This window comes from Pseudoalteromonas sp. PA2MD11 (genome assembly GCF_017808125.1).
GTDB lineage: Bacteria > Pseudomonadota > Gammaproteobacteria > Enterobacterales > Alteromonadaceae > Pseudoalteromonas > Pseudoalteromonas simplex.
Window position 1 is genome coordinate 86,735 of record NZ_JADKNF010000017.1, and the last position, 25,811, is coordinate 112,545.

Genomic DNA, 25,811 nt, shown 5'->3' on the forward strand with positions numbered 1-25,811 from the left:
AATAAGTTCTTGTCCCAAAACAATACTGTGTTTATGCAACGATATTTGATATCGTGACAAAAATTATTAACGAGTGAGATGTGATGATTTCAGGATTAAATGGTGGAAACTGCATTCTTAGCTCTATGGCAAAAGAAAGAGTCAAGAGCGGCATTTTAGATCAGGCGCAAGTCGTGGGCTGCAAAGGTGAATACACGGTCGTATTTAACGGGATACAGTGGAAAGGTGAGCCGATTGTGCTGAGTAGTTCGAGACAGCCTTATGAGGCTCGTATCTTCAAGAGCTTAGACGGTGCTATCGCTGAGTTATTACGTATTGGGCTTACAGAAGCATCTATTAAAATCACAACAAAATCAGAAATAAATTAATCACAAGTCATTGAATTTGGAAAAATAATGAACGTTAAAGAAGAAACAGTATATTCAAATGTTGAGACTGCGAACAGCAAGCAGCTAACAATCCTCAAGAAACATTTCCCAAATTGTTTTGATCGTGATGGTAACTTCATTCAAGAACGAATGCTTGAAGTTGTTAACGCGAATGAAGTTGAATTATCAAAAGAAAGCTACTCTCTAAACTGGTTAGGTAAATCATACTCGCGCTTGTTGGCGAATCTACCACCTAAAACACTTCTTCATGAAGATATTGAGCATAATACCCAAGTGCAACATAAAGATAGTAAAAACTTGCTTATTAAAGGTGATAACCTTGAAGTGTTGAAACACTTAGTCAATGGATATAGTGAAAAGGTTAAAATGATCTATATTGACCCTCCTTATAACACAGGCTCTGATGGCTTTGTTTATAATGATGATCGCAAATTTACCAAAGAACAGTTATCCGAGCTTGCTGGCTTAGATATAGAGGAAGCTGAGAGAATTTTAAGTTTCACTGATAAAGGTTCAAGTACACACAGTGCATGGTTAACTTTCATGTACCCTAGGCTATACATAGCTAGGGAGCTAATGCAAGATGACGGCGTTATTTTTATAAGTATTGGTGAGGAAGAAGTTCATAACCTGAGAACGCTGTGTAATGAAATTTTTGGTGAAGCTAATTTCATAGGACTTGCAGCGAGAGTTTCTAAGAAAGCCAGTAATCAAGGAAGCTTTTGGTCTCCTAGCTTTGATTATGTTTTAACTTACAGCAAGAATATTGGCTTCTGTTTACCATTCTTTGGTGGAATTAATTACAACTCATACAAAGAAGTTGAAAGTGAGGGGGATAGAGCTGGAGAGAAATATCAATTAATTAGGCTCTATATGACAAGTTTAGATCCGATGAGAGGATGCAGCAATCAAAGGTATTTTATTGAATGCCCCGACGGTACATTCGTTATCCCCCCTGGAGATATATTTCCAAAGAAACTCGGTGACGGTGAAAAAGTATCTCCAAAAACTGGCAATGATAAAGTTTGGCGTTGGAGTCAGAAAACCTACCTTGAGAATAGACATTTACTTGAAGTTAAACAGGTTAAGTCATCAAATTTAGTCGATCAAAATGGTCAACCGGCCAAATGGAATGTTTACACAAAAACCTATTTGAAAGACGTTATCGAGAAGTCATCAGCATCACCAAATAATTTAATAGAAGATCATATAAACCAGGTTTCTTCACACGAATTAAATGCATTGGGGATACCTTTTGATTTCGCGAAACCTACGACCCTAATCGAATTTTTAATGGATACATGTAGAGTTGGTGATAATGATGTCGTACTAGACTTCTTTGCAGGCTCAGGCAGTACAGCAGACGCGGTTATGAAACGAAACGCGAAAAATTCAGGAAATGTTAATTTCATCACAGTCCAATTACCTGAATTAACGAGGGAAAATTCAGAAGCTTCTAAAAAAGGGTATCAAGATATATTCGAAATAACTAAAGCAAGAATTAATAAAGTAGTCGAAAAAATTAGCAACGAGAACTCGAATTACAGTGGAGACCTAGGCTTTAAAATTTTTGAAACCGTTGAAGACTTCCGTATTGAAGAGGACGATCAAGAGTTGACTTTATCTAATCTGACTATGTTTGATGACATGCTTTTAACTGATGAGCAATACCAAACCTTACTCACCACTTGGGCATTGTATGATGGCAGTGAATTAACGACACCTATTTACGATATTGATCTCGATGGTTACAAAGCACACCTGTGTGATAGACGCTTGTATATGATTGCCCCAGATTTCAGTAGCAATGCACTCAAAGCTTTACTTCACAAGCTTGATGATACGAATGACAAAGATTTTGATCCAAACAAGATTATTTATTACGCAAACAACTTTGACAGCGTAAAGCAGATGGAACTGAATGAAGCACTCAATAGCTATGCAAATAAGAAATCAATTGAGATTGCAGTGGTGGTAAGAAGCTAATGAGTAAAGGGTTTACATTTGAAAAGAATCTGCCACACCAGAAAGCTGGTGTCGAGGCAGTCCTCAATATGTTTATTGGTGCTGATTCCCAGTTAGATGAAGAGCAAAGCACTCGTTTATTAGCTAATCCTGAGTTGCTCATTACAAAGCAACAATTACGTTCAAATATCAAAGCCATTCATGAATTTAACGGCATTGAGCACTGTAAAGAACATTATAACGAAAACAGTAATGTCATTGACGTATCTATGGAAACTGGTACGGGTAAGACGTATACATACACTAAAACTATGTTCGAGCTGAACAAAGCTTTTGGTATCAATAAGTTTATTATCATTGTGCCAACGCTTTCAATCAAAGCAGGTACAGTTAATTTTCTCAAAAGCGATGCTCTCAAAGAACATTTCAAAGAAACAGAGCGTGAACTTAAAACGTATGTTGTAGAAAGCAAAAAGTCAGCTAAAAAAAATGCTAAAGCGTTTATGCCTCAAGCCATTCACGATTTTGTAGAAGCAAACAATTTTAATAAGAAATACATCCATGTTTTAGTGATTAACTCTGGAATGGTGAATTCTCGCTCCTTATCTGATGAGTATGATCAAGGTTTACTAGGCAACAGGTATAGCACACCAATTGAAGCAATTAGTGCAGTTAAGCCATTTATCATTATTGATGAACCTCATAAATTTCCAAAAGCAAAAACAACGTGGAACAACATTGAAAAATTCAATGCTCAAAGCATTATCCGCTATGGCGCAACGTTTAATGAGGATTATGAAAACCTAGTTTATCGCCTAACAGCCGTAGATGCATTTAATGATGACCTAGTTAAAGGTATTAATACTTTTATCGAGGAGATGGTAGGTGATGATGTTGCTAACTTAACACTCAAAAAGTCGTCAACAAAAGAGGCAAGCTTTGAGTTAAATGAAAATGGTACAAAGGCCACCATCAAAATTGGTAAAGGTGAATCTTTAGCAAAGGCTCACCATGAAATTCACGATCTATTTATTGAGTCGATGAACACAAAAATAGTCGTTCTTAGTAATGGTGTTGAGCTTAAAGTTAATGAATCAATCAACCCATATTCATACTCTGATACGCTTGAAGACAACATGATGCGTAGGGCGATTAAAGAGCATTTCAAGCTTGAGCGAGAAATGCTAACACAACGCCCGCGAATCAAGCCTCTGACCCTGTTTTTCATCGATGACATAGAGGGCTACCGTGATGGAAATAATATCTCAGGAAGCTTGAAAACCAAATTTGAAGAGTGGACTTTGGCTGAAGCTAAGGCACTACTAAAAACAGAAACAGATAAGTTCTATAAGCAGTATTTGGAAAGAACTATCGATGATATAAGCAGTGTTCACGGTGGTTATTTCTCGAAGGATAACAGTGATAAAGATGAAAAAATCGAGCAAGAGATAAATGAGATTTTGCACGATAAAGAGCTGCTTTTGTCTTTAGATAATCCTAGACGATTCATTTTCTCTAAATGGACGCTGCGAGAGGGTTGGGATAATCCCAACATTTTTACACTATGTAAATTGCGCTCAAGTGGCAGTACAACGTCAAAGCTTCAAGAAGTGGGACGAGGTTTACGTTTGCCAGTTAATGAATATATGGCTCGTGTAAATGGTGAGTTTAGGCTGAACTACTTCGTAGATTTTACTGAGAAGGATTTTGTTGCGTCTTTAGTCCAAGAAGTGAATGAGACATCATTCAAAGAGACTGTACCATCTAAGTTAACTCAGGAGCTTGAGGATAAAATCTTATCTAAATACCCTGATCTTGAGGCTTTGGATTTGATGATGAACTTACTTGGAAAAGGGATCATCGACAAAAGTAAAAACTTGCTTGGGGCAACAGCTTATACGCAGTTAAAAGAATCTTATCCTAACGCTTTCCCTAGCGGTGTTAAGAGCGGAAAAATCAAAGTTGCTACAGAGGGAAAAACTCGTTCCAAAATGCGAGTTGGTAAGTTTGATGAGTTAAAACAACTCTGGGAAATGATCAATCAAAAGGCAGTATTAGAGTATAAAATCACTAGTGAGAATGATTTCCTAAAGCTCTTCACTAACTATCTACTTGAAGAATCTGAGAAATTCAAAAAGACTGGCGTTCAAACACGTATTGAAAAAGTGTATGTGAGCAATGATACGGCAATGTCAAAAACAGTATTTGGCGATGATGATGACTTCACCAAGTTCTGTACTATGAACTACAAAGAGTTTGTTAATCGTCTATCGCAAACGGCATTTATCAAACCATCAACGTTGCACAAAGCATTTGTAGCCGTGCAAGACACGATTGATATTACTGATTATTTGAACATTCAAACTATCAGAAAGATTAAATCAGGCTTTAGTAAATTCTTGTTGCATAACTCATTTAATAAATTTGGTCTTGGGTATAACATCATTTCCAACAGCCTACACCCAACTAAATTTACAGATGATGCTGGTCAAGCTCTGAATGATGTTGCAGCAAGCGATCTCGGTGTCCATTCAGCTCATTCTTTAACACCGCTGGACAGCTACCTCTTTGAAGATGTGTTTTATGATTCTGAGCTGGAAAAGCTCAACATCACCGATGGTGAAATTGAATCTGTATCGGTCTTTACGAAGATCCCTAAAAACTCAATAAAGATCCCTGTAGCAGGTGGTTATACCTACTCCCCTGACTTTGCCTATGTCGTGAAAACAAGTAATGGAGATTATCTGAATTTCATCATAGAAACTAAGAATGTTGAAGGTAAAGATAGCCTTAGAAAAGAGGAAGAGCGTAAGATTGAGCACGCTAAAACGCTTTTTAATCAAATAAGTAAAGACGTTAAAGTCGAGTTTAAGACTCAGTTTGCCGGTGATGTTATCCATAATTTAATTCGACAAGCTAGCACAAACTAGTGTCTTTTTTTGGCACCTGTTTAGGTTATTTACTTAGTCTAAGCTGGTGCCAAAAATGTTTATCTGGGCTTATTTGTTACTTTGACCGAATATTTAGCCTGTTTTCCTAAGATAGAAGCCAAAGCTGCCCTGCATCCCTGAGTAATAGCTTTGCTCATATCTCTTTTTAATTCAGATAGTTTAGTTACTTGTTCAGTAAGCCATTTGTATTCTTGCTTCTTTTGAAGAATAGCTTCATTAGCTAAGGATAGCTTTTCTGCTTTCTTCTTTAGTTGTTGTTCGAGTTCACTGCACTGTGCTGTTAATTTACTAACAGAGCGCTTATGTATCTTTAATTTCTCTTTTACGAAATCTTCTTTTTGGAGATGCTCTCGCCCTGTTATCGATTTAGCTGTACCTCGAGAAAACCCCCACTCCTTAAATTGCTCATGTACTAAATTTTGTAACATCTCAAATTTTGGATTCGAAGAGTGGGTTTTTCCATTCTTATCCTTACCTTTTTTCATCATATGGCGTAATGGTGCGCGGCGTGCTGAAAAATCGTAATTGAAAAATGCAACATGAGCGTGAATGTTTCTAATAAATTTACCTGAATCATCTATGTGTCCCTCATCCATGTGTAGGTCAATACCCAGCGGTTCAAAGCCGAACTCTGCTTTTACTGATTCAGCGTAACGTTTGAGCCTATGGAGAAAAGCCTTTTTGACTCTTTCTTGCCCGTACCTCATTTCTAATCGTGAATATTGATACTCACTCAGCCACACTACATGCTCAAAAAGCGCATTATTGTCACGCCGCACCTTTTTACCCGTGACTTGCTTATGCTTCTCATACATGAGCTCAAGTGCTTCTGCGCTTGAGTTTGATTCATGGTAATAAAAGCCTAAATTGTCATGAGATAATTCAGATACAACATTCTGAGACTGTGTAAAGCCGTTTCGAAGAGCATGAGCATGGTCGAGGACGGCAATAGCCGCCCCTTTTTTGTAATAACGCGCTTTTACACCTGAGTATGCACTCATCACAAGAGCTCATCATCTTTAACTGAGTTTGTTACCATTAGGAACTGATTACACTCCTTAGCCGTAGCTTCATTTCCAGAAATTAAACATCGTTTGATAGGCATTTTTTCAGATGTTGTATCATAGACATGACAGTGAGAGCACAGAGAGCAAAGATCAATAACGCTCCTTTTTATAAGCACTGTTTGCTCTTCAGTTAGCGTTTCTAATCCGTTTCGCAATGCCATTCTTGAACTATCAGACTCTTCATTCACATCAAAGCCCTCAGCTTTTAGCTGCTCAACCATTTCATTTACCTGTTTAGCTTGGTCTTCCCTGAACAGGCTAAAAAGTAAGTAATTTCTACGCATTGTGTCACTCCAAATTGGTAACTCAGATTGCTGAGTTACCACATTTGATGCTCTACTAAGAATCCTAAAGAGGGCTGTGAGCTCATCGAGCGGTCTTTCAATTAGTTCACCATCGAAAGTGGTTACAACTTTTGTGTTAAGTACACTTTTTGCAACGTCTAATAATGATTGCAGCTCAGGGGTGATGTAACCCCCGCCCAGTTGCTTAACTAATTCATTACAACGTTCAGGTGTCAGTACGTCGATTCCTTGTTTCATATCCATCTCCTTGTCCATTGGATACTAATATCGTAACAGGATTTTGTAAGTTGGGCGGTTCGTACCTTAATTTTTTTTTGCATAGCAAACCCACCGCTTGCGACCTATAGCATAGGTTTTAGTGGGCTAAAACCTATCAAGATAAGCCTGAGTATAGGACCGGATTAATTTTGATTTTTCAGACATTGAAATAGAAATAATGGGTGATTGTCAGGGGTAATAAAGGGAAGAGTAAAGATATGTAACATAATATAACCAAGCAAAAAACAAATCTAACTAGTTGATATATATTTATTTTGTTATTGGCCAGCCCGATTGCGGATAATACGCTAACATCCGCATCACTTCCAGGACGGAGGTGTTGTAGAAGGATGAGTGCGCATGGATGCGATAGTAAAATCAGTGCCTGATGGGCACATTGAAAACCAAAAAATTCGAGCCGTTAAAAAGCTCATTTTGACTTTAAAGTTGAGTCAGTCAGAAATGGATCAATTAGTTGCGGAATTGGTTCTAGATGAAAGTGATTTAGTTCAACTGAATGAAACAGTGACCCTTGGTAATGATTTCAATGTTGTTAATATTGCTGCTAGCAAGAAGAAATTAGGTTCTCCGGTTATTACGCTGTTACCCCAAGAGGAGAGTAATTCAACTCTAAAAGAGTTTATTCAGACGTTTGAAGGACAGCCCAAGGTATTGAAGGGTTATCCAGGTATGTCTATCAAAGTCTCGCGCAAGGAAAAAACCATTCAACTAAGAGATGGTGGCGATGCTCAATATTTTAAGCTGATTTCATATCCATTAGAGCACCAATTCACTAATGAAGACATCAAGACGATAATTGATGCTCACAAGCGATTTGTGGGTAGACGAAAAGCCGGCATGCCTTGGCGGGAAAGAGGCTACCTGCTGAGTGGCAGTTATCGTGAGTTGATTACATTCCATGACTTATTCGAATTTTACAAAGAGTCAGCTTCAAAAAAACGTGCTCGTGCGATTAGCCGTATTCAAACACGATATTTCTCAGGTCAGTGGGGAGAGAAAATAATGGCTAACTACAGTATTGCAACATTTAGGATAGATTACTTAGACAGGTATGTTTCTTCTCGCTGTAAATCTGACCGGAATGAAATTATCAAAATGGTTAAGGCCGCGATAAACATAGCCAAAGCTGATGTAAGTATCAGAATAAATGTACAGGAACTGGTCTTGAAAGGAGAGCGTTCTAGAGCTGATAAATCAGACAAAACCATACCTGAAATGTCAACTTTAGCTCAGTTTATAATTGAGGCGTATGAAAGTGGTTGCGAGTCTTTAGGCTTGAAACTGATATCTCAGTTCATGGCATCCACTCGTGAGGCAAATACTAACAAATGGCGGTGGAGTCGCGTCAAGCTAGATGACCTGTATATTGAAGTGCCGACCCCTGAAAGTAAAACGGGGTTTAGGCGACATCCCATTCCTAAGCGATTAGTTAATATTCTGAGTGCAGAAAAAAGTAAACAACAAAGAGATATGAGCGTAACTAAGGGTCGCAATAGTGAGCCCCTGCTCATGTTTGAAAGCCCATACAACCGTGGGAAAGTTGATACAACCTTAAACAAACAGTTTAACGATGTGAAGGCTAGCTTATTAGCTAAAAAGGAGTTTGAAGGGGCAACTAAGGAAGATTTGAAAAGCATAAGCAGTTTCACTCAACACAGGATCAGAGATTTAGTAGAGCAGGCGCTCCTAGATGTTGCAGCTTCAGAAGGGCAAAAAGAAAAATGTTTGGGCCGTTTACCGAGTGAGCAAGCTGAATCATATGGAAATCTCAGTATTGAAAAACTCAGCGAATTGAAAGACCGCATGGTAGAGAAAGCGGAACTGGAATACCCAGAGTTAAAAGTGCTGTTTCAACGTCTCATAGACAAAAAAGTTGGATAATGATAGCGTAATGGGGTGTAAAAAAAGGTGTAAAAAAATTTCTTAATATCCTTTAACTATCTGATATTGATTAAGTTAAAGGTAGAAAATGGTGGCCCCTCCCAGACTTGAACTGGGGACCTAACGATTATGAGTCGTGTGCTCTAACCAACTGAGCTAAGGGGCCATTGTATTAGCGAAAGCTAAATTTTTTTGATGCGTTTAGCAGGTTTAACTGACTAAAGCGGGATGCAGTATAAAAAGTTTTTGCAACCTTGTCACTAGCAAAACCCTTTATTTTAACAATCACTAAATCAACTGCTCAAATAGTAAACTCTTTGTTTTTACAACGACCTTAAAGCATTGCCGATTCGTTTCTATTCTCCGACATTGTTCTAGATCAAATAGCTAACTTGCTAAACTCGTTAAAATAGCCGCTCAATCAATTGCGGAGTGCTGACTGTGATAAATTTACCAAGCTGGGATCAATCTCTGATCAACAAGTACAATATTTCTGGGCCTCGATATACATCTTACCCAACGGCATTGTCTTTAGCTGATGGTTATAAGCAACAAGATATGATTAACGCGATTGCAGCGTCGAAAAGCCGTTCTTTATCGCTGTATATCCATATCCCTTTTTGCAGTCAGCTTTGTTATTACTGTGGTTGTAATAAGGTGATCACTCGTCATCAATCTAAAGCCGATTTATACCTAGATAACTTAGCGCTTGAAATTGCTGAGCAAGCAACACTTTTTGCCGATTATAACGTTGAGCAACTGCATTTAGGGGGTGGTACACCAACGTTCTTATCGGCAGAGCAAATGAGTCGCTTAATGGCGCTGGTTGAGCAGCATTTTAATTTTTCTGATGATGCCGAACGCGGTATTGAGATTGACCCTCGTTCTTTAGCTGATGGCATGCTAGTTCACCTACGTCAGCTTGGCTTCAATCGTGTCTCGTTTGGTATTCAGGATTTCAATGATGATGTGCAGCTGGCAGTTAATCGCCCACAAAGCGTGCAATCTGTAAAAGGTTTAATAAGTGAGGCTCGTGAACTTGGCTTTAAGTCTATTAATGCAGATATGATTTACGGTTTGCCACTGCAAACACCAGAGAGTTTTAAAGAGACGATTGCGCAGCTGATAGAGTTAAACCCTGATCGCGTGTCGGTATTTAACTATGCCCACTTACCAGATAGATTCGCTGCTCAGCGTAAAATTAAAGACGCTGACTTACCATCTGCTGGCGACAAGCTCACTATGTTCAAAAATACCCTTGAGCAGATGTTAGCGGCGGGTTATCAGTTTATTGGTATGGACCACTTTGCCCGTAAAGACAATGAATTGGCAATTGCACAAAACGCGGGTCAATTACACCGTAATTTCCAAGGTTACACAACGCATGGCCAATGTGACTTATTAGGTTTGGGTGTGTCATCTATTTCGCAAATAGGCAATGCCATTTTACAAAACGAAAAAGAGTTAAAGCACTATTACAAAGCCGTGCAAGAAGGCTTTGGTAGTGCAATCTGTAAAGGTGTTGCTTTAACTGATGACGATACGTTACGTGCAGCGGTTATCAAACAATTGATCTGCCAGTTTGAGCTGGATATTCCAGCAATCGAAAAGCAGTTTAATATCAATTTTGCTAGCTACTTCTGCGAGGCGTTACAGGCGCTCGACCCATTACTAGCTGATGGCTTGGTGTCTGTTAGCCAAGATAAGATCACAGTAACAGCGCGCGGTAATTTGTTTATTCGTATTATTTGTATGTGCTTTGATGCGCACCTACAACAACAAATCAAGCAAACTCGTTTCTCACGAGTTATCTAGCCCAACAAAAAGCAGAGCCTGGGCTCTGCTTTTTATTTTGTTTAATTCAACGGTACGTCAACTTAATTAAATACTACGTTTTCGCTGCCTGGAGCGGCTTTAAACTCTTCAATTATACGTGCGCAATCCGCTTTGATTTCATCGCTATGTTGCTCTTCAGCACGCCAGCGAGCAGTGTCCATTTTAAAAATCTCTTTTTTAGAGTATTTCTTACGGGCATCGTGCGTTGGCATATCTTTTACGACTTCGTACATTTTAAATATGCCTGGGTAGCGCTCACTTAGCTCAAACTCTTCAGCAAAGCTATATTGAGAGATCAGCACCCAAATACGTAAGCAGCCTTCTGAGAACTCACATTGCTCTTCATTCATTGCACGGGCAATTAAATGAATGCTATCGGCTAGCTTTGCATTACGCTTTGCTTTTGATTCCGCAAGTTTTTGCTCATGCTCAGCTTGCTTCTTGGCGATAAGCTTATTTTGCTCTTTTAGTTTATACAGAAGTTGTCCTGCATAAAACGCAAGCCCTGCGATAATTGCCGCACCAATTAAGATGGCAATAATCAAGGTTGTGCTCATCGCTCATCCTCATCTTCGTCATCAAACCATTCGTTGGCTAAATCATCAGATAAGTACTTATCGAAGTCAGATTCACCTTCATCGTATGAATCATCTTCAAAGTCATCTTCGTACTCGTCTTCATCTTCAATGCCTAATAACTCGCAAAGTGCTTGGTGGCGAGCAATACGGCTATTGAAGTACTTAGCGTCTTTACCTGTTAATAACTCACCGCGCTCATGACGCTCAACCAGCTTAAGTAGACGCTCGTCATTCTCTAGCGCTTCTAACTCTTGCTCTGGTGTTAGTTCAGGCTCAGTAACTTTCTTAAGCTCAACCATAGGTTTTAAGTTGCGTTTCATTTCAACTTTCGGCTCAGCCTTAGGCGCAACTAAAGAAACCGGCTTTTTACTACCAACACGCTTATCTTTCGGTTGATTGTTTGCAGCAGTGTTTTCTGCACTTTGTGCATCAGGTGCATTTCGAGACCCAGGTTTAGCACCTTTGGTCTTTTTAACTCGCTGTTCTTTTAACGCGCGCATCTCTCTAAGCTTTTCTTTGCTTAGACGTACAGGACCATTCGATGGAATTTTACGCGACTTTTTCTTTCTACTCATATCTTGATCATCTCACTTAAGAGGTTGTGCACAACGCCTTTGTGGCATTGTAATGCTGGCATAACCAGAAGAATTCGATGTGCGGATGTGGTTGGTCAACTTGACGAACTGCGCACTTTTCATACTTTTAGTACAAACGGTGGCTATTGTAACAGGACAAATAAAAAGGCGGTAGAGAAAACGTCTCTACCGCCTACTAATCTGAGCGCCAATTATCTGGACACTTCTCCCTTCGACTTTTTAGTCTTTATTATTTTTATTATTATTGTTTATCCATTTTGTTATTGTTTTAACCTTCCGTGTAGCATTCCATTTTGTTTTTATTATTAAACTTCCATGAGCTTTTATTATTCCCGGTCAATCCTGACACTTTTTTGTTATTTCCTTTAGGACACCTAACTAGTGTCAACCCCTAAAGATTTGCCGCAGTTACTTTCCTTATTACATTGTCCATGTTGTTTTTGCTGTCTCAGCGACAGTGGTTAATTTACTTATTAATAAAATTGTTACAACTAATTTATATAATTTTTCTTACAGATGACTTATTGCAACATTGTCATTTTAATTAATAACAAAGACTTAGCAAAAATAGTGAAATAAAAATAAGACTTGGCTTACAGCTAGATATGGTCAATGTCTCACAAGGGAGTGGGAAATTTCGACATACGTTAGGTACAAAAAAAGCAGCTTGCGCTGCTTTTTCAAACTCTTTACATACTACTGCGGAGCATTTCTTTCCGCAATCAGACTTTAGTGTAAGCCACCTAAGTATTTTGAAAGTACTTCAATGTCTTTGTCTGTTAGCTTTTTAGCGATGTCTTGCATCATACCGTTTAAGTCGTTATTACGCGTACCATCACGGAATTTTTCAAGTTGTGACTTGATGTATTCTGGATGTTGGAACGAAATTTTCGGGAATTTAGCTAGTGACGTACCGTTACCACGTGGACCGTGACACGCAGCACATGATGGAATACCACGCTCTGCATCACCGGCTTTATAAAGCTGCTGACCTACTTCTACTACATCTTTAGGTGTTGCACCTTCAGACATATTCAAAGAAGAGAAGTAAGCTGCTAGGTCTTTCATGTCTTGATCGCTAAGCGGCATAGCCATACCACTCATTACTGGATCCATACGACCTTCTTTGCCGCCAGATGTCATACCTAATTTAAACTCTTGTAATTGTTTATAGATATAATCTGCGTGTTGGCCTGCAATTTTAGGGTAGATATTAACCGGTGCATTACCGTCTGGGCCGTGACAAGCCGCACACGTTGCCGATTTCTCTTTACCTGCGTTTACATCGCCATCAAATGCTGTTGCGTTGCTTGCTGACAACGTACCAAGCAATATAGTTAAAGATAGTGCTATTTTTTTCATGGTGAATTCTCTGTTTCCGACCCTGTATCATCTACAATATGGATGTTGTGATTTCTATATTCTACACGATAATAAATTCTCTGGCACGTTTTCTGCCCACATTAAGCTCATAATTTATAGGGATTTGACTTAGATTAAGTTTACACCTAGTAATTTTCCTAATTTAAAGCCAATTTAGCACGCTTAAATACGCTTTTGAATGCTGCTTTAATAGTATAAAATACGTGCCTTAAGTGGAAATTAGCCACTGTTTGTTATTTTTTATAAAAGACTAGGAGAGCCTGTGCTCAAATCTCGTATCAAATACAATACTGCGTCCTTTGTTACCAGCGCACCTGATATCTCACGCTTACCTGCTGATACGGGGATTGAAGTCGCGTTTGCTGGTCGCTCTAATGCGGGTAAATCAAGTGCTTTAAACACGTTAACTGATCAAAAGTTAGCGCGTACTTCTAAAACACCTGGTCGTACTCAGCTGATCAATACCTTTGAACTTGATGCCGATAAGCGCCTTATCGACTTACCGGGCTATGGTTTTGCGAAAGTGCCTATCGAAATGAAAAAGAAATGGCAAAAGTCGCTAGGTGAATATTTACAAAAACGTCAAAGCTTAAAAGGTATCGTTGTTTTGATGGATATTCGCCACCCGTTAAAAGATTTAGACCGTGACTTAATCGACTGGGCGGTGGGCAGCGAAATTCCAGTACTGGCACTATTAACTAAAGCCGACAAGCTAAAGCAAGGCGCGCGTAAAGCTCAAGTTTTACAAGTTCGTCGTGAGTTAAGTAGTTTAGATGGTGATATTACAGTACATGCCTTCTCTTCACTAAAAGGCACCGGCTTACCTGAAGTTGCTAAAAAGCTCGATGAGTGGTTTTTAGGCCCTATTGAAGCGCAAGCACCTGAGTCTGACGAACAACCAGAAGACTAAGTGCTTAGGCCAAGTAATAACGCTTGGCTAATGATTCTATATAATAGCCCTGCTCATCTGAGCAGGCTATTTCAGCCCACTGATAATAAACATTTCTCGATACCCTCGCAGCCAAGCCATGTGCTAATTGAAGATAAGGCACACTGACACCTTCAAACTCTCTCAGTAATAGTGGTTGCTTTGCTGATACCAACCAAGCGCGCTGTAAATTATCGACACAACATAGAGCAAGGCCTTGCTCTGTCTCTTCAAAACGCCAATCAACAATAATAAAAGGCACATCAATGACAGTGATGGCCATTTTCTCGACGGGTGTTTTTAAAAAATAACTATCTGCCTCTTTGCAAAGCACAGAGGCAAAGAGTTTAACCATTGCCTCGCGTTTTATTTCACTGCCGCCATAAAACCACCGCCCTTGCGCATCAATCGTTATTGGCACTTGCCCACAGTTTTGCGGCTGCCATTGATCAAAAGGTTTATCGGGTGTCTGAAGAGCGGCTTCTAAGTCAGCAAGTGATTGCATTATTTTTCTTTATCTAGCGTCAAAGAAAATGTTACAGGAACCGCTGTTGCAATTGATGGTAAGCCCGCAAGCTTTTGTAGTTCACTAATGCCTTCTGTTACTTTGAAATCACTCGCATTAATAATAACTGGCGTAAAAGATGACACGCTAATATCGCCTTTTGCTGACATATTGGCTAGAACATCTATCGTAAGTTCTTTTTTGATACCATGAAAATCTAACTCAGCTTTTAACCCTTTCAGCACATGTTGACCTGGTTTCAGTGTTGATAATGCTTTACTTAAATCAGCAGTTAACACAGCATTAGGAAATTTAGCTGTTTCAAATAACAACTTGGTCATGCGCTCATTGCGGATAGGGATCAGAGTTTCAACCGATATCAGGTCGATCATCAACTTAAATTGACCTTGTTCGTTAAGTGTACCCGACACGTTTTTGAAATGATGTGCTTCTGCAATAGAGTTCTTTTTAATAGATACAAAGCTTACGTTACTTTGCTCATTATTAACTTGCCAATTTGCGCTGGCTAAAGGGGCAACTAAAATACTCGATAATGAAAAGGCAGCTATTGCCAAAGATTTAAACATAACGCATTCCTTCGAAAGTAAATAAGAATCACTTTGATGGTATCACTTGCGTGTATTTGTGCAATGAATTGTATGATAAGAAAAGAAAAAGCGACTCACTCAACAAGGAGTGAGTCGTTATAGCAAACTGGGGAGAAGCTATCAATACGTTGCATCCTTTCAGATGCATCATCAACAGGATGTCCTACAGGATGAGGACGGCGCGGACTTTATCAAATACCAGATTAAAAATAAATTGCTTAACCGCAGAAAAAACACAAATTGATAAACATGTAACGAAACACTAAAACCATCTTTTCCTGCTTACTTTAATTTAACATTACAGAGAACCCAAATTTGAGGTAAGGTGAATTAAAAGCACACTAAAATCAGGCTTTTTTAAGGCTTGTTGGTGATAAATATTGAAGTAGAAGAGTAAAAGGTATGAAAAAAATCCCGTTAATTTTATTTGTTACCTTACTTTTTTTGTTGAGCCCTTGGTGCAATGCCAAAAAAACAACTACCCAATATCCAGTTGTTTTAGTTCATGGGTTAATGGGATTCGATAACATGCTCGGAATCGATTACTTCTACAATATCGCTACAATTCTGGAAAAAGATGGTACTTTAGTCTTCACACCTGCCGTTTCTGCTATCAATAGTTCAGAAGTCCGAGGCGAGCAATTACTCACTCAAATAGAATCAATCTTAGCTCTGACTAGTGCTAAAAAAGTAAACTTGATTGGTCACAGTCAAGGTGCGCAAACTGCACGCTATGTTGCATCTATCAGGCCTGATCTAATTGCCTCAGTTACCAGTGTAGGTGGTGCAAATTATGGCAGTGGCATTATTGATCTTATTAATAAGGAGCTAACACCCGGCTCTCAAGCAGAATATACAACTCGATTAGTATTCGATGCATTCGGTGGTGTTATTTCGTTATTATCAGGCAATAGTCAATTACCACAAAATACACTCGGTGCAATAAATAGTTTAAGCACACAAGGAGCAGCAACATTTAATCAAAAGTACCCCGAAGGCTTGCCCAAAAAAGAGTGCGAACAAGGTAATATACTTGCTAGCAATGGCGTATATTACTTTTCTTGGAGCGGCACAGAAACACTCACTAATATCTTAGATTTAAGTGACTTATCCATGTTATTTGGCTCATTATTTATCTTAGGTCACAGTGACGGTCTCATTTCACGCTGTAGTAGCCATTTAGGGCATGTGATCAAAGATGATTACAAAATGAATCATCTCGATGAGATTAACCAATTTATTGGTTTGCATAGTTTTCGTGAAGTTGATCCAGTTGAACTTTACCGTAGCCACGTGACAAGGTTACAGAAACTAGGGTTATAAAAGCGGTGTTGTAACGTGAAGCCTACCAGAGAGAGCACAGCTTTACGCTTACTGATGTTCCAAACGCCATTGTTTAAGCCATGACATCATACCAACACTACTCAATGGGTAATTAAAATAATAGCCCTGTGCAGCATAGGTTTTAAGCGACTTTACAAACTTAAGTTGCTCTAGAGTTTCAACTCCTTCACAAATCACTTTTGCATTATTTTGATTGTGCATATCGACCATGCCCGAAACGAGGCTTCGAATTTGACTTTGATGAGCAAAATCAGCGGTGAGTGAAGCCGCCACTTTAATATACTCAACATTAAGATTCGGAAGCTTAGCTAGCCAAATAGGTGTGTCACCAAAACCATCTATACATAATTTAATACCAATACTATTGAGCCTTGCAACCATCGCTTTACCTTGATCATCTAAACTCATAAATAAATCGAGCGGGCACTCGATAATTAAATCACCCGGCTCTAGTCGATGCTCAGCCATGATACGGTCAACAAACTCAATAAATTCTTCGTGCAGCATCTCAGGGCCAAACACATTTATACTAAGAGGTAATTCAATACCTTCCATTCGTAGTGCCATAGCAAGTTCTGCTGCACGCTCAATAACAAAAGCAGCCACAGGATAGCTTAGGCCTGCAACACGTATATCATCTATAAATTTATTCGCAGAAAGAATCCCTTGCTTAGGATGCTGCCAACGTAACAGCAATTCTAAAAATTCGATTTGCTCATCGCTATTACGAATAACTGGCTGAAAATACAACTCAAGTTCACTTGCAAAATCAAGGTGTGCTAACTCACGTAGTCGTGCTTGCTGCTCCAATTGCTCAATCATCATTTGTGGATGATAAGGCACAATCGCTTTGTCTGGATTAGAATCAAGCGCTAGATTGGCAAACGAAATGAAGTTTTCAAAGCTGTATTCAGGCTCATCACAAACTACATAACTAGCACGAACTTTAACTTCAATGGTGCAATTGGCAACATTAAATGGCTTTAAAGTAACATGGCGAATTTGACTAATTAGTTGCTCATGAAGGTGCTTTTGTTCCTCTAATGAGCTAATAAACGCAAAGTTCAAGCCCCCTAAATGCGCCAACTTTTCGGCTTTGCCTGAATTACCCACTATATTAAGAACATTATCAACATTGAGCTGCTGTTTAATTCGGGTTGCTGATTGCGCTAATAACAAATCACCAAAGTCTCGACCGATGTGTTGGTTTACATCGTTAAAACCTTCAAGGCGAAGCATCACTAACGCGCAGTTAGCATCATGCTCCTCGGTCCAAGCAATAAAGCTATTTTTTAGGGCGTTGCGATCGGGTAAGCCTGTAAGAGGTGTCGCATCTAACTCGTCAGTGTGAAGTGGCTCAACGACCACCTGCTCTTCTTCAGGTTCTTCATAGTTAAAAAAGCCTGATATACACAAAATAACGACAGAAAAAACAAGCCAGTAAAGAGCAGTATGTAACAATAAATGAGCTGAATAAAGTACTGTTAATACAATCGCAGCAACAACTGAAATAATGATCGCTAGCCAATTAGTTGTGCGAAATGCCTGCCACAAATGAAAACAAACACTTGCACTTAACAATAACACTAACCAAGGCATGCCAAGACTAAGAATTGCTAATCCAAGCACGCCATTGACGACTAAGCTCAGCCTTAAAATAGAATTTTGAGTAACACATAAGGCACAAATCATTGCCATAAGAACGCAACCAGCTAAAAACACTGGCACAACATCGCTACTTAAATTTGCAAGGCTCACGCTACTACTTGCTAAGCTGGCAATCAAAGACATGTAAAAATACTACGTAAAAAAGACTTATCTAATTAAGTCTACCCAAAATCCACAGATTTAACAGTTTATTTACGCCAAATTGGTAACTTAATTGTGCTGGGTGGGTTATTTGCCAATGGGCAATATCAGCACGTGCGCCTACCTTTAACACACCACGATCATCAAGTCCTAAAGCACCTGCAGCGTTTCGTGTTACCCCAGCTAATGCTTGCTCTGGTGTCATTCGAAAAATAGTGCATGCCATGTTCATCATCAAATGCAATGAACATAAAGGCGAAGTGCCCGGGTTGAAGTCAGTTGAAATAGCAATTGGAACTTGGTACTGCTGCAGTAGTTCAATTGGCGGATACTTTGTTTCACGTAAGAAGTAAAATGCACCTGGTAATAAAACTGCTGCAGTACCCGCTTTGGCCATTGCCTGAATACCAGCTTCATCTAAGTGTTCAATATGATCCGCAGATAAGCCATTAAATTCAGCAACAAGCTCTGCACCATGTTGATTAGATAACTGCTCAGCGTGCAACTTGACTGGTAAGTTGTGTTTTTTAGCCGCTTCAAACACGCGGCGAGTTTGCTCATTACTAAAACCAACGTTTTCACAAAAAGCATCAACTGCATCAGCTAAATCAGCTTCAACAACACGGTCAAGCATTTCACCGCACACCAGATCAATGTACTCATCGCTACGGCTTTTATATTCAGGTGGTAATGCATGCGCACCTAAAAACGTGGTTTTAACATCAACAGGGTGATTTTCACCGAGTAAACGCGCCACTTCGAGAAGTTTAATTTCGTTTTCGCAATCAAGACCGTAGCCAGATTTAATCTCTACCGTAGTCACACCTTCTGCATATAATGCATTTAAGCGCTCTTTTGCACTGACAAATAAAGCTTCGTGATCGGCTTCTCGCGTTGCACGTACGGTACTTGCAATACCGCCACCGTTTGCAGCTATTTGCTCATAGCTTACACCTTGTAAACGCTGCTCAAATTCTTCTGCACGGCTACCCGCGAACACTAAGTGAGTGTGGCAATCAATTAACCCGGGGGTTAACCATTGCCCTTTTGCTGACAATGTTGGCGTAGCTAGCGCATCAAACTCTGGTAAATCGGCTTGCTCACCTAACCAAGCAATTTTGCCATCTTTAACAGCAATAGCTGCATTTTCAATAGCACCATAAGGTGCTTCGATGGCTGGGTCCATTGTGGCGATGTTGGCATCTGTGATCACTAAATCCCAGAAAGCTTGATCATTATTGGTTGTGTGCATTTTTCACCTACATTGATACTTGCGATAGGCCCATTACGAGACTAAATTTAAATTTGCTTAAAGTTTATCAACTCACCTTGTATATACAAGATAATTATGTCACCTTCAAACATACTGTTTACTCACCACATATAAACGCATAATGAGTGTTCCTAAATTTGCGCAAATAAAAGAGTTCATTCTGGAAAATATTCGTTCTGGAGCTTGGCAAGAAAATCACCGAGTGCCCTCTGAAAATGAGCTTACCAACCAGTTTAAAGTTAGTCGTATGACTGCAAGACGAGCACTCAGTGAATTAACAGATGCAGGTATATTAACCCGTAGCCAAGGCCTAGGTACTTTTGTGGCTAGCTTTAAGTCACAATCATCTTTATTAGAAATTAAAAATATTGCTGATGAGGTAAAAGCGCGAAGTAACCATTATAGCTGTACCATTTTAGTAATGGAGTCTATAAGCGCTATAGCACCAATTGCGATTGCTTTGGGTGTCGAGGTCGACAGCCATGTTTACAGAAGTGTGATTGTACACAATGAAAACGAGCAACCTCTGCAAGTTGAAGAACGCTTTGTGAACCCCGCTCTTGCTAAAGATTACTTACAGCAGGATTTCCATAGCCTAACGCCTCATGAATACTTATCGCAAAACGCCCCGCTCACCGAGGCACGCCATACAGTCGAAGCGATTATGCCCAACCAAGAAATGTGCGAATGGCTGAACCTTTATAACGAAGAGCCATGCTTACAAGTGATCCGCCGAACTTGGTCATCACAAGGTATTGTGAGCTTTGCCCGTTTAGTCTCACCGGGCAGTAAATACCGATTAGGCGGCCACCTTACTTTTAAAAGATAACTAAATGGACATTTGATAACGAAAACTCAGTGACTCAATCGCTGAGCCATCAATAAGGCGCTCGCCTTTATCATGACTAGTAAAAGTCGGTGGCTGGTTGCCCTGCTCAGCACATTTTTGTTGGTAGTAATCTGCTTTTGTAGGATGTGCCGGATTAACCACATTATAAATACTGCTCGCGTTTGACCAATTTTCAAGTACTGAAAAAATCGCCGCTATCACATCTTGCTGCTGAACCATGTTTACCACTTGCTGACTTGAACTAGTCAGTTCTTTACCGGCAACAAACCTACCCGGATCGCGCCCAGGCCCTACAAGACCAGCCAAGCGCAATACTTTACCACCAGCATTTAGCACTAACTGTTCAGCATCATATAGCTGCTGTTGACGTGCTGATTGGCAAATAATTTCTGTAGTTTCGTCATATTGACCATTGTTAGATGGATAAACTCCTGTCGAAGAACATAAAATAAAGCCTTTACAATTTAGTTGCTTAGCAAGTTCAAGCCCTACTTTCAAAGTCGCTAAATAGTTACTTTCTGAGCTACGACTACGCGGTGGAATAGCGCAGACCCACCAAGCATTTTCAAGCGACAGCTCATGCTTGAGCACATCACCTTCAAGTATAAACTGGCGCTGAAAGTCATATTCGTGCTCGCCACCGCGATGTGTTCCCTGTACTTGCCATGCGAATTTATTTGCCTCAACACAAAGTGCATTTCCAAGCCAGCCGGCACCTAAAACAACCAGTTTATTATTTTCAGTACTCATTTACTCAACTGCCCCTTAGTATTTATTATTAACCTTCGCTTAACAGTGTAGCGATTTAGGTGCAAATATGATTAGATAGATAACTCTAACCTATAATAAAAACGCGTGCACTATGTTAAACAACCTCTCTTTACGTAAAAAAATACTTCTGCTAATTGGCGGGACGATAAGTGTGCTACTAATCATCGCGTCTAGCTTTTTTGTAAACCATATTGCTGATCTCTCACGTCATGCAATTCAACGCGAAGCCGACAGCTATTTGCAAAGTGAGCGACTGTCAATGCAGGCCTATTTTGCCAAATACGGCAAAGTTGTCGAAACCTTTGTAACAAACCCGCATTTAGTTAATTGGTTCGATAACTGGACTCAGCGCGATCAAAGCTTAGATAGTCAGCCTGGTTACAGCAGCGTTAATCAAGATTTTGTGCGTATTAGTGGTAACGATGATAACATTTTATCAGCCTTCTTTGCTTCTGCGACCACAGGTGAGTACTTCAAAGAAAACGAGCGTACCGCCACTTATAATGGCCAACCATATTACGCTTACAAACGTGGTTGGTGGCAAGATGCATTAAAAATTAATAAGTTGTATGTTGGCCCTATTTCTGTTGATTTAACCACAGGTATCGCCTCTGCAGTTGTACAACAGCCAGTTTATAAACAAAACAAGCTTGTTGGTTTTGGTGGTGTTGATTTACAGCTTAATAATATCAACGACATGGTTGAAGCTATTCGATTTGATGGCCAAGGCTTTGGCTTTTTACTCGACAGCAACCAGAAAGTAGTGCACTTTTCAAAACGAACTGGACATAAACTATCTATCACAGACGAAGGCCCTAATGGCAAAGAAGGCTTAGATGCCCTCGAAAAGCAATTTAACGACACCTCGGGCTTTAGCGAATTAAACCGCGCGATGAAAAGCCAAAAAGAGGGTAGCAGCTTTGTCACATTCAAAGGCGAGCAATATTACGTTGTATACAATCGCCTTGAATTAGAAAGCCCTTACCTTGATTGGTATGTGGGTATTTTAATTCCGACCAGTATGATTGATGAGCCAGTAAATGATGCGGTGATGACAACCACAACATCCGTGATCATCATTCTTGCGATTATTATTGCGATGATCTTCTGGGCCACGCAAATGATCACCAAGCCGCTGACTAAACTCACTTACATCATGCGTGATATCGCATCAGGTGATGGCGATCTAACACAAAAAATCGAGATAAAAAGTCAGGATGAAGTAGGACAGCTTGCTCATCACATGAATACTTTCATCGATAAATTACGTGCAATGATGCTGAATACTGCAGCTCAAGCTGAGCAATTAAGCCAAGCCGCAGCCCAATTGAAAACCGTATCGCAAAAAACCAATGATGAAATTCAGCAAGAAAAGCAACAAGTTGATAGCGTAAGTGCGGCAGTAACCGAAATGGCGTCTACAGTGATGGAAATCTCGCGTAATGCCCAGCACACCAATAATGCAGCTGAAGAAGTGCAAACCATTACCGCAGATGGCACCAAGCGCTCAACTCAAGCTCAGTCAGTCATGACCGCTCTTGCAAGTCACATTGGTGAAGCGTCTAAAGTCGTTGCGGGTCTTGAACAAGAAAGTGGCAATATCGGCGCGGTGGTTGATGTTATCAACTCAATCGCTGAGCAAACTAACTTACTGGCACTTAACGCAGCGATAGAAGCAGCCCGTGCTGGTGAGCAAGGCCGAGGTTTCGCAGTTGTTGCTGATGAGGTTCGTTCACTAGCAAGCAGAACGCAAGAGTCAACAGATGATATTCGCAATATGATCAGCCGTTTACAGCAAATTGCCCAACAAGCATCAACCATGATGCAGCAAGGTCAAGAGCGTGCTGAAGGCTCAGTTGAGCAAACACAAATCGTCTTGCAAGCATTGCAAGATATCGCGCAATCTGTGACAAATGTACAAGATCAAAGTCATCAAATTGCGACTTCGACAGAGCAGCAAACTGTGGTTGCAGAAGATATTAACAATAGCTTGGCAGCGATTAATCACTTAGTAAATAGCACTGCAGATCATGCCCATGAATTGGCGGATGAAGCACGTGATTTGAATGAGTTAGCAGAGTCTCTAAATAAGACAGTAAATCAATTTAAGTTATAAAGATAAATAGCTGAAGTAGTTAAAAACCCGATGTCACCTGAAGATGACATCGGGTTTTTATCGTCAGCCTTCCCTGTTAATCGTGGCGCAACCGCTTTCGCGTGTTCCATAAATTCGTGCCACTGTTGCTTGTTCCATAAAGCAACTCCATTATTGGTCAATCCTTGTTTTGATTGCGTTTGTACTTGTTCCATATAGTCTCCTCCTTACGCTAGCTTCATCCTGTTTGGCTCCAAGCCTAAGCTTAATCCTTGCTGTCATCTCCATTCACCTTATCCATAAAGCGTTGCCATTGTGCGCTACTCCATAACGCCTTGTTACTTCCTTGTTGTCCTTTGTGCTTAGTTACATTATCCATACTGTAAACTCCTTGCGGTTTATCATCCGTTACTCCTACAGCCCTTCCTTGCTGTGCTCCATTACCCATCCTTGTAGATTAATGCGGTGATTATCGCTTAGCGATGATATACACAGCATGAATCAAACCTGGAATATACCCTAATAGAGTTAAAAGAATATTAATCCAGAACTGCGCACCTAAACCTACCTGTAAAAATACGCCGAGAGGTGGAATTAAAACCGATAAAATAATACGTATTAAATCCATGACTCACTCCTTGATAAAGTAAGCCCAGCCAAAGCTGGGCTATATAGGGCTTGCTATTATTCAGCAACAATCGTTAATTCATCGATTACTTTGCGAACATCTTCAGCGTTTTCAGCAATGCTTACCGCTAATTGCTTTTCTGCATCAGACTCAACAGTACCTTTTAGTGTTACTACACCGTTGTCGGTATCAACATCGATATCTGTACCACCTACTTCTGAGTTAAATAAATAACGTGTGGTGATTACAGTACTGATTTTTGCATCGGTTAAGTCGCTTTCTGCAGAATCAGCTTTGTCTGATTTCATGTGCTTAGCTTTCATGTTTTTAACAACCGTTAATTTGTTATCAACAGAGCTAACACCGTCTAGGCTAAGAACTAACTCTTCAGCAAGCTCTTTATCTAATTCGCTATCAACTTTACCTGTAAGTACAACCTTGCCATTCGTTACATCAGTGTTGATGTCAAAGTTGTTAAGGTTTGTGTTCATAAGAAGCACAGTTTCCGCCTTACCATCAATCCAAGCATCTTTACTTTCATTTTCCCAGCTGCTTGCCTGAGCTGACATGCTAGTTGCACCAATTACTAAAGCCGCAATCATAGATTTGTTAAAAGTGTTCATAATCTTTCTCCTTTTGATTAAAGACAGTTTAAGTAATGCGACTATGATGCCAACTATTTATTCTTTAAATTTCAGCGAGTTAAATACCTATTCAGCGGTGATTTATATTCATTTCGGTAAAGATTTACAAGCTGCTCGGTAAGAAGTTCACGATGTTGCAAAAATAACCATTTAGTTGCTGATTTTATTAATCTGTGGTTAATTTAACGAAATTGCTTATTCGCCTAAAAAGACAACCTCATGATTTATATATAAATAAAATCTGGCCTAAGCTTTGCTTTGTAATTAATAACTAAAGAATCACCTTTAAAATCACAACAGGGAACTACCATGGCCGTTAAACTTGAAGACCGCCCAATCGATCAAGTAAGAGAAGAAGTCATTGATCAACTCATTTATAACTACAGTCATGCTGTTATTTCAGCCGAAGCATTTGAACGTCGACTAGATCAGGCAATGGAAGCCACCAGCAACGAAGTACTGGTTGAGCTTGTTGCTGATTTAGATCTGAAAGCGGATATTGACTACAAATCGCAAAAGCATGCGCAATTTAAACCTCACTACAGCCACAGCAGCGACAACGAAAGCCTGCAGCTACGCAGTATTCTGGGCTCAAATGAGCGCAGCGGCCAATGGGTAGTACCAAAAGAAATTCACCTAACAAACTGCCTAGGCTCAATTGAACTCGACTTTAGCGAAGCGATTTTCCAACATCAGCATGTCACCATTTACGTGAACTGTATTTTAGGTAACGATGAAATCTACGTGCCAGAACATGTAAATGTGGTATCTAAATTATTTAGCGTGATTGGTAGTGTAGAGAATAAATCAGTTGCCTTAAACAAAGGCCAAGGCCCAACCATCACTATTGAAGGTAATGTATGGCTTGGCTCAGTCGAGATTTCAGTTAAACGTACCATGAAAGAAAAGTTCATCAGCTTCGCCAACAGCCTAAAAGCCAGCTGGAAAGAAATGAATAAGATGCAGTAAAGGTGCGAGGTGCGATTATGCAATGTAAGTCGTCATTTATGGCGACAAGATATTACATACGTTTCATCAATGACGCGCTAAAGCACGACCTTGTATCTCTCAGTATTAAATGGTTAGCTACCAATTAATACATCAAGAAGTCAGTGAGTTTGAGCAC

The 25,811-nt window shown here is 39.8% G+C and carries 24 protein-coding genes and 1 tRNA gene; 10 read left to right on the forward strand and 15 right to left on the reverse strand.

Annotated elements, in window-relative coordinates:
- Positions 1-80 precede the first annotated feature (80 nt).
- The 3 genes from ISP07_RS16830 to ISP07_RS16840 are packed head-to-tail and all read left to right on the forward strand — an operon-like array spanning position 81 to position 5,284.
- Positions 81-368, forward strand: a complete 288-nt coding sequence (locus ISP07_RS16830; protein WP_209328302.1) for a hypothetical protein — start codon at positions 81-83, stop codon at positions 366-368.
- Between the two features lie 27 nt (positions 369-395).
- Complete coding sequence (locus ISP07_RS16835) at positions 396-2,375, forward strand: site-specific DNA-methyltransferase (protein ID WP_209328303.1); 1,980 nt, start codon at positions 396-398, stop codon at positions 2,373-2,375.
- Entirely contained in the window at positions 2,375-5,284 is a 2,910-nt protein-coding gene (locus tag ISP07_RS16840) for a type III restriction-modification system endonuclease (protein ID WP_209328304.1), read from the forward strand. The genes ISP07_RS16835 and ISP07_RS16840 overlap by 1 nt, the downstream gene beginning before the upstream one ends.
- Positions 5,285-5,343: 59 nt before the next feature.
- On the opposite strand, the gene ISP07_RS16845 is transcribed toward ISP07_RS16840, so the two are convergent.
- Both ISP07_RS16845 and ISP07_RS16850 read right to left on the reverse strand, forming a co-directional pair.
- Positions 5,344-6,306, reverse strand: coding sequence for a hypothetical protein (locus ISP07_RS16845; RefSeq protein WP_209328305.1), 963 nt, complete (start codon positions 6,304-6,306; stop codon positions 5,344-5,346).
- Positions 6,306-6,914: a hypothetical protein gene (locus ISP07_RS16850; protein ID WP_209328306.1), complete on the reverse strand. Its 609-nt coding sequence runs from the start codon at positions 6,912-6,914 to the stop codon at positions 6,306-6,308. The genes ISP07_RS16845 and ISP07_RS16850 overlap by 1 nt, the downstream gene beginning before the upstream one ends.
- 381 nt (positions 6,915-7,295) lie before the next feature.
- On the opposite strand from ISP07_RS16850, the gene ISP07_RS16855 reads away from it, so the two are divergent.
- On the forward strand, positions 7,296-8,837 hold the full coding sequence (locus ISP07_RS16855) for a hypothetical protein (protein ID WP_209328307.1): 1,542 nt from the start codon (positions 7,296-7,298) through the stop codon (positions 8,835-8,837).
- Between the two features lie 89 nt (positions 8,838-8,926).
- Here ISP07_RS16855 and ISP07_RS16860 read toward each other — a convergent pair.
- Positions 8,927-9,003 (reverse strand) — tRNA-Ile (locus tag ISP07_RS16860).
- A gap of 275 nt (positions 9,004-9,278) precedes the next feature.
- On the opposite strand from ISP07_RS16860, the gene hemN reads away from it, so the two are divergent.
- Positions 9,279-10,652 carry an oxygen-independent coproporphyrinogen III oxidase gene (hemN, locus tag ISP07_RS16865; RefSeq protein WP_209328308.1) on the forward strand — a complete coding sequence of 458 codons (1,374 nt, stop codon included), beginning with the start codon at positions 9,279-9,281 and terminating at the stop codon, positions 10,650-10,652.
- 62 nt (positions 10,653-10,714) lie between these two features.
- On the opposite strand, the gene ISP07_RS16870 is transcribed toward hemN, so the two are convergent.
- The 3 genes from ISP07_RS16870 to ISP07_RS16880 all read right to left on the reverse strand — a co-directional run bounded on the left by ISP07_RS16870 (position 10,715) and on the right by ISP07_RS16880 (position 13,209).
- Positions 10,715-11,230 (reverse strand): DUF2489 domain-containing protein, encoded by a 516-nt coding sequence (locus ISP07_RS16870; protein ID WP_209328309.1) that lies wholly within the window; start codon positions 11,228-11,230, stop codon positions 10,715-10,717.
- On the reverse strand, positions 11,227-11,826 hold the full coding sequence (yihI, locus tag ISP07_RS16875) for a Der GTPase-activating protein YihI (protein ID WP_209328310.1): 600 nt from the start codon (positions 11,824-11,826) through the stop codon (positions 11,227-11,229). The genes ISP07_RS16870 and yihI overlap by 4 nt, the downstream gene beginning before the upstream one ends.
- Before the next feature lie 750 nt (positions 11,827-12,576).
- Positions 12,577-13,209, reverse strand: coding sequence for a c-type cytochrome (locus tag ISP07_RS16880; protein WP_209328311.1), 633 nt, complete (start codon positions 13,207-13,209; stop codon positions 12,577-12,579).
- Between the two features lie 283 nt (positions 13,210-13,492).
- On the opposite strand from ISP07_RS16880, the gene yihA reads away from it, so the two are divergent.
- Complete coding sequence (gene yihA / locus ISP07_RS16885; RefSeq protein ID WP_138599290.1) at positions 13,493-14,140, forward strand: ribosome biogenesis GTP-binding protein YihA/YsxC; 648 nt, start codon at positions 13,493-13,495, stop codon at positions 14,138-14,140.
- A gap of 4 nt (positions 14,141-14,144) precedes the next feature.
- Here the strand turns inward: yihA and ISP07_RS16890 are convergent, their stop codons facing one another.
- Positions 14,145-14,663 (reverse strand): DUF1285 domain-containing protein, encoded by a 519-nt coding sequence (locus ISP07_RS16890; RefSeq protein ID WP_054552857.1) that lies wholly within the window; start codon positions 14,661-14,663, stop codon positions 14,145-14,147.
- Entirely contained in the window at positions 14,663-15,250 is a 588-nt protein-coding gene (locus ISP07_RS16895) for a YceI family protein (protein ID WP_209328312.1), read from the reverse strand. The genes ISP07_RS16890 and ISP07_RS16895 overlap by 1 nt, the downstream gene beginning before the upstream one ends.
- A 423-nt stretch (positions 15,251-15,673) precedes the next feature.
- Here ISP07_RS16895 and ISP07_RS16900 point away from each other — a divergent pair, with 423 nt between their 5' ends.
- Positions 15,674-16,594, forward strand: a complete 921-nt coding sequence (locus ISP07_RS16900; RefSeq protein WP_209328313.1) for a lipase family alpha/beta hydrolase — start codon at positions 15,674-15,676, stop codon at positions 16,592-16,594.
- Between the two features lie 48 nt (positions 16,595-16,642).
- Here the strand turns inward: ISP07_RS16900 and ISP07_RS16905 are convergent, their stop codons facing one another.
- Entirely contained in the window at positions 16,643-18,313 is a 1,671-nt protein-coding gene (locus tag ISP07_RS16905; protein ID WP_209328319.1) for a GGDEF domain-containing phosphodiesterase, read from the reverse strand.
- A gap of 121 nt (positions 18,314-18,434) precedes the next feature.
- Entirely contained in the window at positions 18,435-19,676 is a 1,242-nt protein-coding gene (gene hutI, locus ISP07_RS16910; RefSeq protein ID WP_209328314.1) for an imidazolonepropionase, read from the reverse strand.
- 142 nt (positions 19,677-19,818) lie between these two features.
- Between hutI and hutC the strand changes: the two genes are divergently transcribed.
- Positions 19,819-20,526 carry a histidine utilization repressor gene (gene hutC, locus ISP07_RS16915; protein ID WP_166341071.1) on the forward strand — a complete coding sequence of 236 codons (708 nt, stop codon included), beginning with the start codon at positions 19,819-19,821 and terminating at the stop codon, positions 20,524-20,526.
- On the opposite strand, the gene ISP07_RS16920 is transcribed toward hutC, so the two are convergent.
- Positions 20,527-21,297, reverse strand: a complete 771-nt coding sequence (locus tag ISP07_RS16920) for an NADP-binding protein (protein ID WP_209328315.1) — start codon at positions 21,295-21,297, stop codon at positions 20,527-20,529.
- 112 nt (positions 21,298-21,409) lie between these two features.
- Between ISP07_RS16920 and ISP07_RS16925 the strand changes: the two genes are divergently transcribed.
- Positions 21,410-23,434 (forward strand): methyl-accepting chemotaxis protein, encoded by a 2,025-nt coding sequence (locus tag ISP07_RS16925; RefSeq protein ID WP_209328316.1) that lies wholly within the window; start codon positions 21,410-21,412, stop codon positions 23,432-23,434.
- On the opposite strand, the gene ISP07_RS16930 is transcribed toward ISP07_RS16925, so the two are convergent.
- The 4 genes from ISP07_RS16930 to ISP07_RS16945 are packed head-to-tail and all read right to left on the reverse strand — an operon-like array spanning position 23,419 to position 24,664.
- Positions 23,419-23,628, reverse strand: coding sequence for a hypothetical protein (locus ISP07_RS16930; RefSeq protein WP_054552865.1), 210 nt, complete (start codon positions 23,626-23,628; stop codon positions 23,419-23,421). The genes ISP07_RS16925 and ISP07_RS16930 overlap by 16 nt on opposite strands.
- Positions 23,629-23,678: 50 nt before the next feature.
- On the reverse strand, positions 23,679-23,861 hold the full coding sequence (locus ISP07_RS16935) for a hypothetical protein (protein ID WP_054552866.1): 183 nt from the start codon (positions 23,859-23,861) through the stop codon (positions 23,679-23,681).
- Positions 23,862-23,882: 21 nt separating this feature from the next.
- Positions 23,883-24,041, reverse strand: a complete 159-nt coding sequence (locus tag ISP07_RS16940) for a YqaE/Pmp3 family membrane protein (protein ID WP_064971745.1) — start codon at positions 24,039-24,041, stop codon at positions 23,883-23,885.
- Between the two features lie 56 nt (positions 24,042-24,097).
- Positions 24,098-24,664 (reverse strand): BON domain-containing protein, encoded by a 567-nt coding sequence (locus ISP07_RS16945; RefSeq protein WP_054552867.1) that lies wholly within the window; start codon positions 24,662-24,664, stop codon positions 24,098-24,100.
- Positions 24,665-24,994: 330 nt separating this feature from the next.
- On the opposite strand from ISP07_RS16945, the gene ISP07_RS16950 reads away from it, so the two are divergent.
- Complete coding sequence (locus ISP07_RS16950; RefSeq protein ID WP_209328317.1) at positions 24,995-25,654, forward strand: LiaF domain-containing protein; 660 nt, start codon at positions 24,995-24,997, stop codon at positions 25,652-25,654.
- Positions 25,655-25,811: the final 157 nt, after the last annotated feature.